We start from the raw sequence: 14,661 nt of genomic DNA, 5'->3' as shown, positions 1-14,661 counted from the left end.
GTGATCGTCCTCCGGGTGGTGGCGGAAAGTGCGCGTACTTCTTCGTATTCCTATCTCAATTCCGGTCACCGGTAATCGGTGGGCGGCCGTTCGGGGAAGTTGTTCTCCGGCGGTTCGTCGGTGCGCGGGTTGGTGTTCACCCACGGCATGCAACGTGCACTGGCCAACCGAGGGAGTCGAATGTCAGGCCGCATCCGCCGTACCGTTATCGTCGCCGCTGTCGGTTTCGCCGCAGCGGTGGTTCCGTTTCTGGGAGCCAAGCCGGCGTCCGCGCACGGCTTCTCGTCGACTGTGTACGCGAAAATTGCGGCGGGAGATGAGGGTCACATTCGAACCGAGGTGGAGCTCGAATACGACCTCCTCGTCGTGTCCGCGGCGGATGCCGGCGACGACGACCCGCTCTTCCAGGCGGGAACCGCCGCGTTCGAGGCGGGCGACACCGCCGCCCAGGCCGCTGCCCTGAAGGGTCACGCGTCGGCGGTTCTCGGGTACGTCTCCGACCGATTCTCGGTGAGTTCCCGGGGCGCGGCCTGCCGACCGACCCAGGTGGGTGACGCGACGATCGGCGAGCGCGAGGGTGTGCCGTACGCGGACCTGCTGCTCGACTGGACCTGCCCGGAGCCTGTCGACGAGCACGTGGTGCGCAGCGGCCTCTTCCCGGATGGCGAGGGCTACGTCAAGGGTACGAAGACGATCGTCACCTACGAGATCGACGGCCGTTCGGGCAGCGCGGCGCTCGACGCCGCCAACTCGTCCTTCTCGACCGCGCAGGCCTGGTACCAGCGGTTCGGCGAGTTCTTCCTCCTGGGCGCCGAGCATCTGTTGACTGGGATCGACCACATCCTGTTCCTGCTGGCGCTCATCGCCGGGTCTCGGCGGCTTCGGGAGATCGTGCTCGCAGCCACCAGCTTCACCCTCGCGCACTCGGTGACGTTCATGCTCGCCGCGCTCGGCCTGGTCGAGGTGCCGGGGGTGATCGTGGAGCCGATCATCGCGTTGTCGATCGCCGTCGTCGCTGGTTGGCACCTGTGGGGGATCTGGCGGCGTGGTGAGCACGCGGCCGACCTGGAGACGGCCGGGCGCGGCCACTTCAGCCTGGATCGGGCCGGCTGGATCCGCCTCGGTGTGGTGTTCTGCTTCGGCCTCGTGCACGGCCTCGGCTTCGCGGGCGCGCTGGGTATCGACGAGGCGTGGTCGTGGACCCTGCTGTGGTCGCTGCTGGTGTTCAACGTCGGCATCGAGGCCGTTCAGTTGACGATTATCGCTGCCGTCTTTCCGCTGCTGTTCGTGCTGCGCCGCCGTGCGCCGAAAGCCGGCCTCTGGGCGACCGGGGCTGTTTCCGCAGCCGTGTCCATTATGGGGTTGATCTGGTTTGTGCAGCGCATTTCTGGATCATGAGTAGGGCTAAGTAGTTCGTGAAGTGCAGTCTTTCGCAAGATCACGTTCATGGTCGGTTCATCGGGCGGCGAAAGCGTGGAATTGCTTCCCCAGCGTCGGGTGAAGGCACAATCCATTTCTCTATTTGAAAAGGGAACAATGTCGATGACATTGAGCACCTCGACACGGGCCTCCGCGCTCGTGCGGCGGCGCCTGGTCGCCGGGGTCGCAGCCGGGTTCCTCGGTATGGGCGCGGCCCTCGGCAGTGGCCTGATGGCCACCGCGAGCGCGGCCGAGTCCACCACGATCACCGGCGTGGTCCTCGGCGTCGGCGCCAACGAGACCCAGCGCATCGTGAGCTGGTACTCCTCCGCCGACACCGCGCAGAAGATCCAGCTCGCCCCGACCGCCGAGATCGTCAACGGCGAGTTCCCGGCCGGCGCGGTCAGCTTCGACGCCGTCGGTGCGGCGAACACCTCCACCACCGGCTTCAACCGGCACGCCACGATCAGCAACCTGCGTGAGAAGACGGCGTACTCGTACCGGGTCGGCGCCGAGGGCAGCTGGTCCCCGGCGTACGCCTTCAAGACGCAGGACTTCGAGGGCGACTACGACTTCCTGTTCTTCGGCGACCCGCAGATCGGCTCCTCCGGTGACCGGCTGAAGGACCAGGCCGGCTGGGAGGACACCCTGAAGGTCGCCACCGCGGCCAACCCGAACGCCGAGCTGCTGGTCTCCGCCGGCGACCACGTCGAGAGCGCCAACGACGAGGGTCAGTGGACCTCGTTCCTGGCCCCCGAGCAGCTGCGTCAGATCCCCCTCGTCGCCACCATCGGTAACCACGACGTCGGCGGCAAGTCCTACGAGCAGCACCACTTCACCCCGAACACCGACCGCTCGTCCGCGTACTACAACGGGGACCAGGCGACCCGGTCCGGCGGCGACTACTGGTTCATCCACAAGGATGTGCTGTTCATCGACCTGAACAGCAACAGCTACGCCAACCCGGCGGACGGCTCCGCCGGCGGCGACGCGGCGCACGTCGCGTACGTCACCGACGTCATCAACAAGCACGGCTCCGAGGCCAAGTGGAAGGTGCTGGTCTACCACCACTCCATCTACTCGCCGGCCAGCCACGCGACCGACACCGACAACAAGCAGCGGCGGGAAGACTTCACCACCGCGTTCTCCAACCTCGGCGTCGACATGGTCCTGCAGGGCCACGACCACAGCTACTCGCGCAGCTACTCCATCAAGAACGGCCAGAAGGAGAACCCGGCTGAGAAGCCGGGCGCTGCCGACGTGTTCCCCGGCCCGGGTGGCGTCATCTACGTGACGGCCAACTCGGCCTCCGGCTCGAAGTACTACGACATCAAGAAGCCGGACGCCACCGGCACCGGCATCCGTGGCAACGGCCCGGACCCGCTGGACGCGAACAAGTACTGGTACAACTCCGTGCAGAACCAGGAGCACGTGCGCAGCTACGTCAAGGTGCAGGTTCGCGGCGACAAGTTGGTTCTCGCGAACGTTCGCAGCGGCACCTGCGCGGCGCCGAACGCGGCCGTCGAGAAGGGCCTGTCCTGCGTCAACACTCCGGACGGTCAGCCGGTCGGCTCGATCGTCGACAACGTGACGGTGCACCCGTTCCACGGTGACGGCCAGGCCATCCAGGTCAACGTGCCGAACCCGGCTCCGGGCGAGTTCGGCTGGACGATCGACGGCTACAACGGTCTGGTCGACCTGGGTACCGCGCAGGAGCGCAACGGCACCTACTTCCAGGCCAACGGCAAGATCAACCCGATCCTCGTGTCGGACAGCCGCCGGTCGCTCGCCCCGTGGTCGATCTCGGCCAACGTCGGCGACTTCCAGGACGCCGACAAGACGTTCTCCGGCTCCTACCTCGGTTGGAACCCGTACGTGCTCGACGCCGGCGCGGGTGCCGAGGCCGGTGCCCCGGTCCTGTCGTCCCTCGACGACCAGGGCAAGGGCCTCTCGGTCTCCAGCGCGCTCGCCGCGGCCGCGCAGGGTCACCCGCGTGGCGGCGCCAAGCTCGGCGCTGACCTGGATCTGAAGATCCCGGACAGCATCGCGAAGGGCAGCTACCGCACCACCCTCACGATCACCGCACTGAGCAGCTGACCGGACTGTTCCATTCGGCGGGGTAGGCACCTTCGGGGCCTACCCCGCCACCGGTTCACCCACTACCAAGATCACCACAAGGACTTGAGATGCGACCGTCCGTAACTCGCTGGAAGACCACGACCGCCGCAAGCCTCCGTACGACGGCACTGTCCCTGCTCGCAGTCGTCGCGGCCGTCGGTGTCGGCGCCGGTCCCGCCCTCGCGGCGGACGGCAACGTCGCCTGGACGGTCCGGACGGCCTCCAACGGCTACGGCGAGGCCCGGTCCAGCTACAGCTACAACGTCAATCCGGGTGGTGCCGTCGAGGACGCCATGGTCGTGGCCAATCGCGGCCCGGCGGCGCTCACCCTCTCCGTGTACGCGGCCGACGGCTTCACCACCGACGCCGGCCAGCTCGACCTGCTCACCAGGGACAAGAAGTCCATCGCGATCGGCGCCTGGGTGAAGCCGAACGCCGGCAGCGTCATCATCCAACCCGGAAAGACCGCCCAGGTCCCCTTCACTGTCAACGTTCCGGAGAACGCCACGCCCGGCGACTACGTCGGTGGCATCCTCACCACGCTGACCCAGGCCGACCAGGCTGAGGGGATCAACGTCGACCGGCGCCTCGGCATCCGGATCAAGTTGCGGGTGGGCGGCGAGCTGAAGCCGAACCTCGCGATCGAGAACCTCCACGTCACGTACGCCGGGCCGACCAACCCGTTCAGCAAGGGTGACGCCACCATCACCTACAAGGTCCACAACGTCGGCAACGCGGCCCTGTCGGGTAAGCAGGCGGTGACCGTGTCGGGCCCGTTCGGCCTGCTGCGGGTGCGGGCCGAGGATGTCGCCGCGCCGCCGGAGCTGCTTCCGGGTGAGAGCTGGGACGTGACGGTCCCCGTGCACGGGGTGGCTCCCGCCATCTCGCTGGCCGCGACCGCGACAGTGACACCCCTGCTCACCGACGCCTCGGGCTCCACCACCTCGCTCAAGCCGGTCCAGGTCACCGCGCACGGCTGGGCCCTGCCCTGGATGCTGGTGCTGGTGCTCGTCGTGCTGATCGCCGTGCTCGTCGGTGCGTACCTCTACCGACGCCGCAACCGGGCGCAGGGCAAGGCGCGCGAGGACGCCCGCGTCCGCGACGCCGTCGAGCAGGCGCTTCGTGGCCCGGAGCCGCAGACCTCCTGATCGCGGCTCCGGTCAACTCGGCTGGCTTCGGCCGGCGGCGGTTCTCGCCCGCTGGGTCAGGCCGATCGCGAACGCGATCACGGCGATCACCAGCACCGCCGCCGGCACGGATGCCCAGGTCGGGGCCGTACGCAGCACCAACGTGCCGAGCACGGCGCCGACCACCAGCCCCGCCAGCCGGCCGGCGCCACCCACGTCGGCGAACCGGTGCGGGTCGACGACGCGACGCCGGACCAACTCGGTCAGCGAGCCGGTCAGGTAGGTGGTCGACGCGCCCCGTACACCGGCGGCCACCGTGATCACGCTCTGGATGCCGCTCGACACGGCCGCCATCGCCAGCAGCACGAGCCCGAAGCCGTATCCCGGACGCGCTGAGCAGGCCACCCAGCCCACAGTGAAGCCGAGCAGCAGCACCGCCTCGACCGACGTCACCACAGCGGTACGGCGGTTCCAACCCGGCGGGGTGTGCCGCAACGGCACAGTGGCGCCGGCCACGCCCACCGCGTACCCGCCAACCGCCACCACCGCCCCGGCGAGCGAGCGGGTGTCGGCAGTGGCGATCGCGTGGCCGAAGTGCACCAGGTTGCCGGTGACCACACTGGCGAAGTAGCCGTTGAGCTTGGTCAGACAGATCACGTCGATGCAGCCGGAGGCCGCGGCCAGTGCCACCAGGAGCCAGGCCGCGGCCCGCGTCGACGGAGCGTGCACGATGCCCCTTCCGTCGGTCCCGCGGCCAGCGCGACGCGCCCGGTCCTCCACGTCGAACGCACCCGCGCGTGCCCGGCGCTGCCCGCGGACATTCCCCAGCCCGCCCTGGCTACGCCCGGCGAGGCCCACCGAGCGCGGACGTTCGTCCTTGTGGGTGAACGACGCTCGGCCCCGGGCCACGCCCGTTCCCGAACCGGCATGCTGCGACGGTGACGCCGGCACGGAGAGGGAATCCACATGGTTGACGGGGATGTGCCAGAGCGGATGCAGGCCGCGGCCTTCGACGAGTTCGGCGGGCCGGAGGTGATCACCCTGCGGAAGCTGCCGATCCCGCAGGTCGCCGACGACGAGGTGCTGATCAAGGTCCTGAGCGCCGGTGTCGGGGTGTGGGACGCGTACGAGCGCGAGGGTGTGCTGGTGCCGGAGGGCTCCGCGCTCCCGATCGTGCCCGGCTCCGACGGTGCCGGAACCGTCATCGCGGCCGGCAGCAAGGTGACCAGCCTGGCGGTGGGCGACCTGGTCTATGTCTCCGCCACCATGCGGCCGAAGGGCGGCTTCTACGCCGAGTACGCGTCGGTAAAGGCGGAGTACGCGGCGACGGTCCCCGACGGCGTGCCTCCCGAACACGCCGGGGCCATGCCCACCGATGCGCTGACCGCGCTGGCCGGGCTCGACGCGATCAGCCTGTCGGCCGGTGCCTGGCTGCTGATCTTCGGTGCGAGCGGTGGTCAGGGCCACCTGGCCGTGCAGTTGGCGAAGCGGCAGGGGCTGAACGTGATCGCCGTGGCATCCGGGGCGGACGGCGTCGCGCTGGTGACCCGGCTCGGCGCCGACGTGTCCCTCGAGGGCCACGGCGACATGACCGACGTGCTGGCCCGGATCCGGGACGCGGCGCCGGGCGGGGTGAACGCCATCCTGGCGATGGCCGGCGGCGCGACGCTGGACCGGCTCACCGAGGCGCTGGCCGACGGCGGAGTTGTCGCGTTCCCCCACGGGGTGCGGCCGGAGCCGCAGGAGCGGCCGGGCGTCATGGTCCGCGCGTACGACGGCGAATCGAACCCTCGACAGTTGCAGCGCCTCAACGAACTCATCGAGGCCGGGCCGTTCGTGGTGCACGTCGCGGAGAAGTTCCCGCTGGGCAAGGTGCGGGACGCGCACCAGCGCCTACAGACGTCCTACTCCGGCAAGCTCCTGCTGACGGTCGCCTGAGACGTCAGGGCGTGCGCTGCTGCGGCACGCGTACCGAAGCCATGCCGGCCGCCGTCGCGGCCTGGATGCCCAGGTCGGTGTCCTCGAAGACCAGGCAGGACTCCGGGGGTACGCCGAGCTGCTCCGCCGCGAGCAGGAACGCCTCCGGGTCGGGCTTGGCCCGGGTGTAGTCGTCGGCGCAGACCAGCACGTCGAACCGGTCCAACAGGCCGAGCGCCTCCAGGGAGGCGGTGACCGACGCGCGGGTGCTGCCGGAGACGACGGCGAACGGGACCCGCCGGTGCGCGTCGTGGATGTGCGCCAGCACCTCGGGCACGGCGGCGAGCTGCGGTAGCAACTCCTGGTAGTAGCTCTCCCGGCGCTCGACGACGGCCGCCACCGGCATGGCAAGACCCTGCTGCTCGTTCAGCGCGACGATGATGTCGGCGGTCGGCCGCCCACCCCAGGCGTAGAAAAGGTCCTCGGGGAACTCGCAGCCCCACTCCTCAAGGGCCCGCTGCCAGGCCAGATAGTGCAGCGGCATCGAGTCGACGATGGTGCCGTCGCAGTCGAACAGGTACGCGGCGAACGGCCCGGGAGGCAGAGGCAGACTCACCCGGGAAGGGTACAGCTCACTCGGTCGTGACGGCTCTCAGCTGGCTGAGCAGGTACGCGCGCTCCGGTTCGGTGCCGACCAGCGTCAACGCGCTGCGGTACGCGGCGGCGGCCTCGTCGTACCGGCCGAGCCGGCGCAGCAGGTCGGCCCGCGCCGCCGGATAGGGGTGGTGGCCGCGCAGCCGAGGCTCGTCGGCCAACTCGTCGAGCAGCGCGAGCCCCGCCGCCGGCCCGTCCCGCATGGCGACCGCGGCGGCCCGGTTCAGCGCGACGATCGGTGAGGGCACCAGGCCGAGCAGCACGTCGTAGAGGGCCACCACCTGCGGCCAGTCGGTGCTGGCCACGTCGGCGGCCTCGTCGTGCAGCGCGGCGATGGCGGCCTGCACGCCGTACGGGCCGGGCGCTCGGCCGGTCAGCGCGACCACCACCAGGCTCCGCCCCTCCTCGATCATCTGACGGTCCCAGCGTCCACGGTCCTGGTCGTCGAGAAGGATCATGGCGCCGTCCGGCCCGGTACGCGCGTCCCGTCGGGCGTGGACCAGCAGCATCAGGCCGAGCAGCCCGGCGACCTCCCGCTCGGCCGGCAGCAGCCGACGCAGGATCCGGCCCAGCCGGATGGCCTCCTCGGCCAGGTCGATCCGTTGCAGATCCGGGCCGGAGCTGGCCGCGTACCCCTCGGTGAAGACCGAGTAGACGGCCTGGAGCACAGAGGGCAGACGGCCGGGCAGCTCGTCGGGGCCGGGCACCCGGAACGGGATGCGTGCGTCGCGGATCTTGCGTTTGGCGCGGACGAGTCGTTGGGCCATGGTGGCGGGCGGCACCAGGAAGGCCCGCGCGACCTCGGTGGTCGTGAGGCCGGCCAGGAACCGCAGGGTGAGCGCGCCGCGATCCTGCGCGGCCAGCGCCGGGTGCGCGCAGGTGAAGAAGAGCGCCAACCGGTCGTCGGGCAGGTCGCGGTCCGCGTCGGCGGGCGGCGCGTGATCGGCCCGCTCGGCCTCCGCCTGCAGTACGGCGAGTCGGGTCGCCAGCACCCGGTCCCGGCGCAGCCGGTCCACGGCCCGACGCCGAGCCGTGGTGAGCAGCCAGGCGCCCGGCCGGCTCGGGACGCCGTCGGTCGGCCAGTGCGTCAGCGCCGCCTCGATGGCCTCGGAGGTGACCTCCTCGGCCAGGTCGAGGTCGCCGAAGCGGCGCACGAGCGAGGCGAGCAGCCGGCCGCGTTCCTCCCGGAACACCGCCTCCACCGACGACCCGACGGTTGCCCCCTCGCCCTGCATGGTCACTCCTGCATGTCGATCTCGAAGATCGGACGGACCTGGACCGATCCGGTGCCGATGGCCCCGGGACTGCGGGCCGCCCACTCCAGCGCGGCGTCGAGGTCCGGCACGTCGATGATGTCGTACCCGCCGAGCAGCTCGCGGGTCTCGGCGAACGGCCCGTCGGTGATCGTGCGCTCGCCGTCCGGGCCGACCTGCACGGTGGTGCAGGTGGTCAGGTCCTGCAAGGGGTGCCCGGAGACCCAGACCCCGGCGTCCTTCATCTCCCGGTCGTAGCGGATCCAGTCCTCGAAGCTGCACCCGTTGTCGACGACCTCCCCGTCAACCATGGGGCTCATGAACAGCAGCATGTACTTCACGTTTCGGCTCCTCTCGGTGCGGCGGGTCGCCGTACAGCATGACGACGAACGCGGGCCGGGGATATCGACACGGCGCGGGCAGATCTTTTCGGCCGGGCCACACCGAAGCCGCGGCGCTGCTCAGGACAGGTCCGGCTGTGCCGACCCGGGTCGTTCGTCGCGTCGGTCCACCCGTCGCTCGAACCAGGTCACCCCGATCAGGAGAGCGGTCAGCACTGTGAGCGCGGCCAGCGGCGGCAGGGATCGGCCGATCGGCAGCAGGGCCAGCGGCAGCAGCGCGGCGACGACCTGCGTCGGGTACGCCGCGCCAACTGTCAGCCGGCGGAAGACCAACCTGCTGAGCAGGTAGAGGGCGGCGCCGCCGTACAGAGCGGTGGCGGCCTCCCAGCCCAGTCGGTCGGGGTGCGCCGACTCCTCGGTGAGCTGGGCGATCACCTCCTCGATGCCGAGCGCGACGTAGATGGCACCGATGATCAGCGGGGAGTGCCCGATGCCGTACGCGTCGCCGGCCACGCTGGCCCGTCGCTCAACCGGCACAGTGCTGACGGCCTTCCGCGCGGCGGGGGCCAGCCGATCGAAGTAGAGCCACCACAGGCAGACCGTGCTGGTGAGGCCGAGCAGCGCGGCCAGCACGGCCGCACCGACCGGTGCCATCGTCCGTGGCCCTTCGCCGGCCGAGATCAACGACTCGCCCAGCGCGATGATGAGCACCAGGCCGAACCGCTCGGTGAAGTGGTCCACGCTGCCCAGTTGCCACGGCCGCAAGGCGGACGCGATCCGCGCGCCGCCGATGTCCACCAGCAACGCGGCGGTCCAGAGCGCCGTCTGGGCCGCGCCGCCGAGCAGGGCGCCGACGATCAACGGGAGCCACGCCAGGATCACCGGCAGGCTGAAGAAGCGCAGCGTCGAGCGCAGTGCCGGGTTCGTCGCGCTCACCCAGAACAAGATCGCCAGCTGCACCGCCCGGCCGACCACGTAGGCCAGGGCGAGGGTGAGCGGCGCGTCGAGCAACCCCGGGCTCTGTTTCCAGGCGTCCGGCAGCACCAGCGCGGCCACGAAGATCGCCGCCATCGCGACCAGGGTGGCCGCGCGGACCAGGCCGACGTCGGGCCGGACCAGGTTCCCCACCCAGGTGTACGGACCCCAGGAGTAGAGCAGCAGGAGCAGGAGGAGCAAGCCCTGGGCCAGGGTGAGCGCGCTCGGCGACCCCGCCATGAACGTGATGACCCGGGTGAGCGCGAAGACGAAGACCAGGTCGAAGAAGATCTCGAACATCGTGGTCCGGTGCGTCACCCCCGCCGGCACCGGACGAATGTCGAGAACCCTCCTCATCCTCGCATTCTGCGCCATAGGGGTCGACTGTTCATCCGGTCTACTCGCCTGGCGTCGCTCCGAACAGCAGGAAGAACCGCTGGGCCGCTGCGATGTCGCCGTGCACGTCGATTTGGCCCGCCGAGACCGCCGATCGCAGCGGCGTGCCGCCGAACATCAGGCCCCGCATTGCTCTGACCGTGCCGGTGACCGTGACGTCGACCTCGCCTGACCGGCCACGGACCACGCTGATCCCACTCGGAGACACCCCCACCTCGAAGGCGTCGGTGCCCACCTGCAACTGGAGTCGAGCGGTCACCGGCGCGCTGGTCGGTGGTCGATAGAGAGCCTTGAGCAACAGCATGAACGCGTCAGTGCTCATTTCGACGTCCGGCTCCGCGGGCAGGCCGGCGCCCCACCGGGACAGCTCGATCAGTGTCGGCTCCAGTTGCTGACCGCGTTCGGTCAGCTCGTACGCGTGCACGCTGGCCGGCGGCCCGAGCTGCACCCGCCGGACGATGCCGGACTGCTCCAGCTCCCGCAGTCGCTGGCTGAGCACGTTCTGGCTGGCCTTCGGCAGGCCGGCCCGCAGATCGCCGAAACGCTTCGGGCCGAACACCAGCTCTCGGACGATCAACAGAGCCCAGCGCTCGCCGACGATGTCCATCGTGCGCGCCGCCCCGCAGGCGTCCTGGTAAGTCCGCTGAGTCACATCGCCATCGTAGTCGGCGCCCACCGACCAGTGCTAATGTCGGACCTCCTAGTCCTAACTTAGGAGTAAGTCATGGATGCACTGCTCGCCAAGGTGATCGAGCGGCACGGCGGCCTCGATCGCTGGAACACCGCGTCGACCCTCACCACCCGGCTCACCTACAGCGGCCCGTTCTGGGCGTTCAAGGGTCGCCCCGACTTCGACAGCACCGAACTGGTCGAGGCCGACCTGCACCGGGAACGGATCCGCCACGTCCAGGAGGGCACCGGCCAGGTCACCGAGTACGACAGCGACACCGACCGGGTCACCGTCACCGCGGCGGACGGCAGCCTGATCGACGAGCTGGCGAACCCCCGGGCCAGCTTCGCCGGCTACACCCGGGAGAGCCAGTGGACGCTCGCCCAGGCTGCCTACTTCCGTGGCTACGCCACCTGGCACTACCTCGTCGAGCCGTTCCTGTTCACCTGGCCGGGCGTCGAGGCGCACGAGGTCGAGCCGTGGACGCAGGAGAACGGCGAGTCGTGGCGCGTACTGCGCGTCACGTTCCCCGAGAGCCTGCACACCCACACCGACACCCAGCTGTACTACTTCGACGACGGCGGGCTGCTACGGCGCATGGACTACCAGCCGGTGGTCAACGGCTCCTCCCCGACCGCGCACTACGTCAGCGGAGCCACCGAGGTCGACGGGCTGGTCGTGCCCACGCGACGCCGGATCCACATCCGCCAGGAGGACCGCACTCCGGATCTCTCCTGGACGCCGATCACCCTGGACCTGGCTGACGTCCGGATCCGCTGACACCCCGGCGGTGTCGCAGCGGACCCGGCGTCACGCCGCCGACCGGACGCCCCGGCCTTCAGGTCGAGGCGTCCGTCCGGCGTCGGCTCCGCTCAGCCCGCCGCCGCACCTGCTGGTACGCGCCGGTCAGCCCCATCGCCCGGCGTACCTCGAGCACCGTCTGGCGTACCTCCTGGCGGGTCCGCTCCGTGCCCTCGACGATCAGCCGGTCGACCAGGCCCCGGTCGGCTTCGATCTCGGCCCGGCGCTGCCGGATCGGCGACAGGAACTCCTCCAGCGCGACGATCAGTCGTTCCTTGACCTCCACGTCACCCACCCGCCCGGCCCGGTACCGCCGGGCCAGGTCGGCCACCTCGTCGCGGTCCGGATTGAAGACCTCGTGGTACGCGAAGACCGGGTTGCCCTCCACAGTGCCCGGCACGTCGGCCCGCACCCGGTTCGGGTCGGTGTACATGCCGAGCACCTTGCGACGCACCGTCGCCGCGTCGTCGGAGAGCGCGATCGCGTTGCCCCGGCTCTTGCTCATCTTGGTGGCGCCGTCGGTGCCCACCAGGCTCGGGGTGTCCGCCGGGATCAACTCGGGCACCGGGAAAACGGGCCCGTACAGGTGGTTGAACCGCCGGGCGATCTCCCTGGTCACCTCGACGTGTGCGGCGTTGTCCCGGCCGACCGGAACCACCTCCCCCTTCACACAGAGGATGTCCGCGGCCTGGAGCACCGGATAACCCAGCAGCCCGTACGGCATCTCCTCCTTGCCGGCGTCGCGGGCCATGTCCTTGAGCGAGGGCACGCGTTCCAGCCGGGGGACGGTCACCAGGTTCTGGAGGAGAGTGTTGAGGTCGCCGACCTCGGGGATGGCCGACTGGAGGTAGAAGGTGGCCCGGTCCGGGTCGACGCCGGCGGCGAGGATGTCGGTCACCATCTCGCGGGCGTTGCCGGAAACCTGATCGATGTCCTCCCGGCGGTTGCGGGTGGTGAGCATGTGCAGGTCGGCGATGATGAAGAAGCTCTCGTAGCGCCGGTGCAGCCGTACCCGGTTGGCGATGCTGCCGACGTAGTGGCCGAGGTGCAGGCGGCCGGTAGGCCGGTCGCCGGTGAGCATTCGTGCGACGGACATGGTGGTGCCTCTCGTATCCGAAGGTGGGTCACGCGTGGGCGCGCGCCGAGCAGGGCTGGCTCAGCCCTGCTCGGTCAGCGAGATCGACTCAGCGAGTCGCCCGCCATCGCGCGCCGGCGCGAAACCGCAGACCACCGGCACGGAGGACGTTCAGAAGTTGCTCACGGCCATCGCCGGAGCTGGTCGGGATCTCGGGCACGGCAGCGAGGAAGCGGTCGTCGACCAGGTCGACCGCCTCGGATGCGCAGTTGCCCGTCCGGACCACGGCCTCAGATTACCCGCGGGATGGCGCCGGGAGGGGGAAGGTAGCTGTCGGCGTAGTAGGCGCCGACGCGTTCCCGGTACTCCTGGTCGGCCGAGTCCGGATCGAACGGTGGCGCGTCCTTGATCTGCTGGCGGGTCCGGTCGACGTACACGACGCGTTCCTGGTGATCCACCCGGTCGACCGTTCCGGCCGGCAGCAACACCTTCTGGCCGAAGATCCACGGCCCGGTGTCCACCACCAGGTGCCCGGCGTCCACCTCGTCGCTCGTCTCGTCGATGCTGCCGACGCGCCCATCGCTCGCCTGCACCTGATAACCCACCAGGTCGACGAGGGTGCCCGGGCCGGGGGCATCCGGGCCGTCGTGCCCACCCTCCTGACCCTCCGGAGGGGTGACCGAGGGGGTGGTCTGGGTATACCCGCCGGCCAAGGCGGATGGATCACGCCAGGCCCAGGGGTTGAAGATCGAGGGTTGCATGGGGCACCTCCAGGGGACGGTCCTCAGCTGTCCCCCTTCGCAGTGCCCATCCCGCTGACGCCGGAAACAGCCTGCGCTCCGCACGGCGGCGCTCCTGCTCAGGTGTGGCAGGGCGTCCGCGTCCGCGTCGCCCGCCCGCTGAACAGGTGCGCTGGCATACTCGGCTGCCATGGTGCTGTCGCGAGGGTGGAGTCTCTTCCTGGTCGGGGTCGGCGTCTGGACCTGGGTGATCTGGCCGAGGTTCGCGGTGGCCATCTGGCAGGACCCGCGGTCCTGGGCGTCCGGCACGGTGGCCGACGGCGCACCCACCAGCTTCCTGTGGGTGCACGCGCTGCTGATCGCCGCGTCGCTGGCAATCGGCACCACCGCCGGCGTTCTCGGCGTCCGGGCCTGGCTCGCCGCCCGGCGTCGGCAGCCGTCCTGATCGGCACCCGCTCCTAGAGATCAGACCGGTCGGCGCCCCGCTGTTGGCCGCCGGATCCCGTTGCTGCCGGGTGGGGCGGACCGAGCTCGGTTGCTGCCGGATGGGCCTGACCTGGGAAAACCGGTCGGGCGCGAGAATGTGACGCGCGCCGCTACCCGTGGATTTGACGATCAAACCCGCAGACGCGTAACTTTCTCTCTGCCAGCGCGGAACGGGGCAAACGGGACGAAGGTCCTAGAGCACCGAAACGGGGTGGCAACCGGGTCAAGCAGGGGTTCGCTCCTGTGCGACGCGGTCCGGGCGGGGCTTGCCGGATCGGCCGCGAGGCGGATTTGGTGCGGCGAAGCCGACCGGGTAAGGTTCACGACCGGCAGGGAACCGGGCGAGACTGCGGGAGATCGCAGCGGCCGGCCTGCTGAATCCGACGACCTGACGCAGCGGTTCGCTGCTGCGTGAGTGCGCCGGCGCTGACCCGTACGAAGCATGACAGACCGGGACACACGGTTTGACACGGCGAAGACGGTGAGGTAACGTAGTAAAAGTGCCCGGCGCGAGAGCGGCGGGGACGCGGTACGAAAAGCCCCGGTTGGGGTTCCACTTGGTGGGGCTTCTGGTCGGTGTGTGGTTGTTCTTTGAGAACTCAACAGGGTGCTTGTAAAGCCAGTGCCAATTATGATTTATACCCCGGACTGGTCAGGCTTTGTGTCTGGCTGGTTGGGATTCCTTTGGG

At 69.9% G+C, this 14,661-nt stretch carries 14 protein-coding genes; 6 read left to right on the top strand and 8 right to left on the bottom strand.

Features of this window, described 5'->3' with window-relative positions; all coding sequences use genetic code 11:
• Positions 1-132 precede the first annotated feature (132 nt).
• The 3 genes from MED15_RS21260 to MED15_RS21250 all read left to right on the top strand — a co-directional run bounded on the left by MED15_RS21260 (position 133) and on the right by MED15_RS21250 (position 4,685).
• Positions 133-1,398 (top strand): HupE/UreJ family protein, encoded by a 1,266-nt coding sequence (locus tag MED15_RS21260; protein WP_244220529.1) that lies wholly within the window; start codon positions 133-135, stop codon positions 1,396-1,398.
• A 144-nt stretch (positions 1,399-1,542) separates the two neighbouring features.
• Complete coding sequence (locus tag MED15_RS21255; protein WP_112601345.1) at positions 1,543-3,516, top strand: purple acid phosphatase family protein; 1,974 nt, start codon at positions 1,543-1,545, stop codon at positions 3,514-3,516.
• A gap of 89 nt (positions 3,517-3,605) precedes the next feature.
• Positions 3,606-4,685: a COG1361 family protein gene (locus MED15_RS21250; protein ID WP_112736761.1), complete on the top strand. Its 1,080-nt coding sequence runs from the start codon at positions 3,606-3,608 to the stop codon at positions 4,683-4,685.
• 12 nt (positions 4,686-4,697) lie between these two features.
• Here the strand turns inward: MED15_RS21250 and MED15_RS21245 are convergent, their stop codons facing one another.
• Positions 4,698-5,573: a YoaK family protein gene (locus MED15_RS21245; protein WP_244220528.1), complete on the bottom strand. Its 876-nt coding sequence runs from the start codon at positions 5,571-5,573 to the stop codon at positions 4,698-4,700.
• A 57-nt stretch (positions 5,574-5,630) separates the two neighbouring features.
• On the opposite strand from MED15_RS21245, the gene MED15_RS21240 reads away from it, so the two are divergent.
• Entirely contained in the window at positions 5,631-6,602 is a 972-nt protein-coding gene (locus MED15_RS21240) for a quinone oxidoreductase family protein (protein WP_208646705.1), read from the top strand.
• A 4-nt stretch (positions 6,603-6,606) separates the two neighbouring features.
• Here MED15_RS21240 and MED15_RS21235 read toward each other — a convergent pair whose 3' ends face one another.
• The 5 genes from MED15_RS21235 to MED15_RS21215 all read right to left on the bottom strand — a co-directional run bounded on the left by MED15_RS21235 (position 6,607) and on the right by MED15_RS21215 (position 10,852).
• Positions 6,607-7,197: an HAD family hydrolase gene (locus tag MED15_RS21235; RefSeq protein WP_112585927.1), complete on the bottom strand. Its 591-nt coding sequence runs from the start codon at positions 7,195-7,197 to the stop codon at positions 6,607-6,609.
• A gap of 16 nt (positions 7,198-7,213) precedes the next feature.
• Complete coding sequence (locus MED15_RS21230) at positions 7,214-8,470, bottom strand: RNA polymerase sigma factor (protein ID WP_112736759.1); 1,257 nt, start codon at positions 8,468-8,470, stop codon at positions 7,214-7,216.
• A 2-nt stretch (positions 8,471-8,472) separates the two neighbouring features.
• Positions 8,473-8,820 carry a YciI family protein gene (locus MED15_RS21225; RefSeq protein WP_112736825.1) on the bottom strand — a complete coding sequence of 116 codons (348 nt, stop codon included), beginning with the start codon at positions 8,818-8,820 and terminating at the stop codon, positions 8,473-8,475.
• Positions 8,821-8,949: 129 nt separating this feature from the next.
• Positions 8,950-10,161: a low temperature requirement protein A gene (locus MED15_RS21220; protein ID WP_167457700.1), complete on the bottom strand. Its 1,212-nt coding sequence runs from the start codon at positions 10,159-10,161 to the stop codon at positions 8,950-8,952.
• Positions 10,162-10,201: 40 nt separating this feature from the next.
• Positions 10,202-10,852 carry a winged helix-turn-helix transcriptional regulator gene (locus tag MED15_RS21215; RefSeq protein ID WP_146766738.1) on the bottom strand — a complete coding sequence of 217 codons (651 nt, stop codon included), beginning with the start codon at positions 10,850-10,852 and terminating at the stop codon, positions 10,202-10,204.
• A 72-nt stretch (positions 10,853-10,924) separates the two neighbouring features.
• Here MED15_RS21215 and MED15_RS21210 point away from each other — a divergent pair, with 72 nt between their 5' ends.
• The gene (locus tag MED15_RS21210; protein ID WP_112601335.1) at positions 10,925-11,650 is read left to right on the top strand and encodes a hypothetical protein; all 726 of its coding nucleotides are present in this window, start codon (positions 10,925-10,927) and stop codon (positions 11,648-11,650) included.
• Positions 11,651-11,708: 58 nt separating this feature from the next.
• On the opposite strand, the gene trpS is transcribed toward MED15_RS21210, so the two are convergent.
• Both trpS and MED15_RS21200 read right to left on the bottom strand, forming a co-directional pair.
• Positions 11,709-12,767, bottom strand: a complete 1,059-nt coding sequence (gene trpS / locus MED15_RS21205; RefSeq protein ID WP_112736753.1) for a tryptophan--tRNA ligase — start codon at positions 12,765-12,767, stop codon at positions 11,709-11,711.
• A gap of 269 nt (positions 12,768-13,036) precedes the next feature.
• On the bottom strand, positions 13,037-13,507 hold the full coding sequence (locus tag MED15_RS21200; RefSeq protein WP_112736751.1) for a PRC-barrel domain-containing protein: 471 nt from the start codon (positions 13,505-13,507) through the stop codon (positions 13,037-13,039).
• 169 nt (positions 13,508-13,676) lie between these two features.
• Between MED15_RS21200 and MED15_RS21195 the strand changes: the two genes are divergently transcribed.
• The gene (locus MED15_RS21195) at positions 13,677-13,931 is read left to right on the top strand and encodes an SCO4848 family membrane protein (RefSeq protein ID WP_112585916.1); all 255 of its coding nucleotides are present in this window, start codon (positions 13,677-13,679) and stop codon (positions 13,929-13,931) included.
• Positions 13,932-14,661: the final 730 nt, after the last annotated feature.

Origin of the sequence: Micromonospora noduli (assembly GCF_003264475.1) — a bacterium.
Lineage (GTDB): Bacteria > Actinomycetota > Actinomycetes > Mycobacteriales > Micromonosporaceae > Micromonospora > Micromonospora noduli.
This window is presented reverse-complemented; position numbering and strand designations above follow the sequence as displayed.

What these genes read in the sequence shown, in the direction of transcription:
- MED15_RS21230 (WP_112736759.1), bottom strand. Translation starts at nt 8,470, where the DNA reads ATGCAGGGCGAGGGGGCAACCGTCGGGTCGTCGGTGGAGGCGGTGTTC.
- trpS (WP_112736753.1), bottom strand. Translation starts at nt 12,767, where the DNA reads ATGTCCGTCGCACGAATGCTCACCGGCGACCGGCCTACCGGCCGCCTG.
- MED15_RS21195 (WP_112585916.1), top strand. Translation starts at nt 13,677, where the DNA reads ATGGTGCTGTCGCGAGGGTGGAGTCTCTTCCTGGTCGGGGTCGGCGTC.
- MED15_RS21210 (WP_112601335.1), top strand. Translation starts at nt 10,925, where the DNA reads ATGGATGCACTGCTCGCCAAGGTGATCGAGCGGCACGGCGGCCTCGAT.
- MED15_RS21240 (WP_208646705.1), top strand. Translation starts at nt 5,631, where the DNA reads ATGGTTGACGGGGATGTGCCAGAGCGGATGCAGGCCGCGGCCTTCGAC.
- MED15_RS21200 (WP_112736751.1), bottom strand. Translation starts at nt 13,507, where the DNA reads ATGCAACCCTCGATCTTCAACCCCTGGGCCTGGCGTGATCCATCCGCC.
- MED15_RS21250 (WP_112736761.1), top strand. Translation starts at nt 3,606, where the DNA reads ATGCGACCGTCCGTAACTCGCTGGAAGACCACGACCGCCGCAAGCCTC.
- MED15_RS21225 (WP_112736825.1), bottom strand. Translation starts at nt 8,820, where the DNA reads ATGCTGCTGTTCATGAGCCCCATGGTTGACGGGGAGGTCGTCGACAAC.
- MED15_RS21255 (WP_112601345.1), top strand. Translation starts at nt 1,543, where the DNA reads ATGACATTGAGCACCTCGACACGGGCCTCCGCGCTCGTGCGGCGGCGC.
- MED15_RS21220 (WP_167457700.1), bottom strand. Translation starts at nt 10,161, where the DNA reads ATGAGGAGGGTTCTCGACATTCGTCCGGTGCCGGCGGGGGTGACGCAC.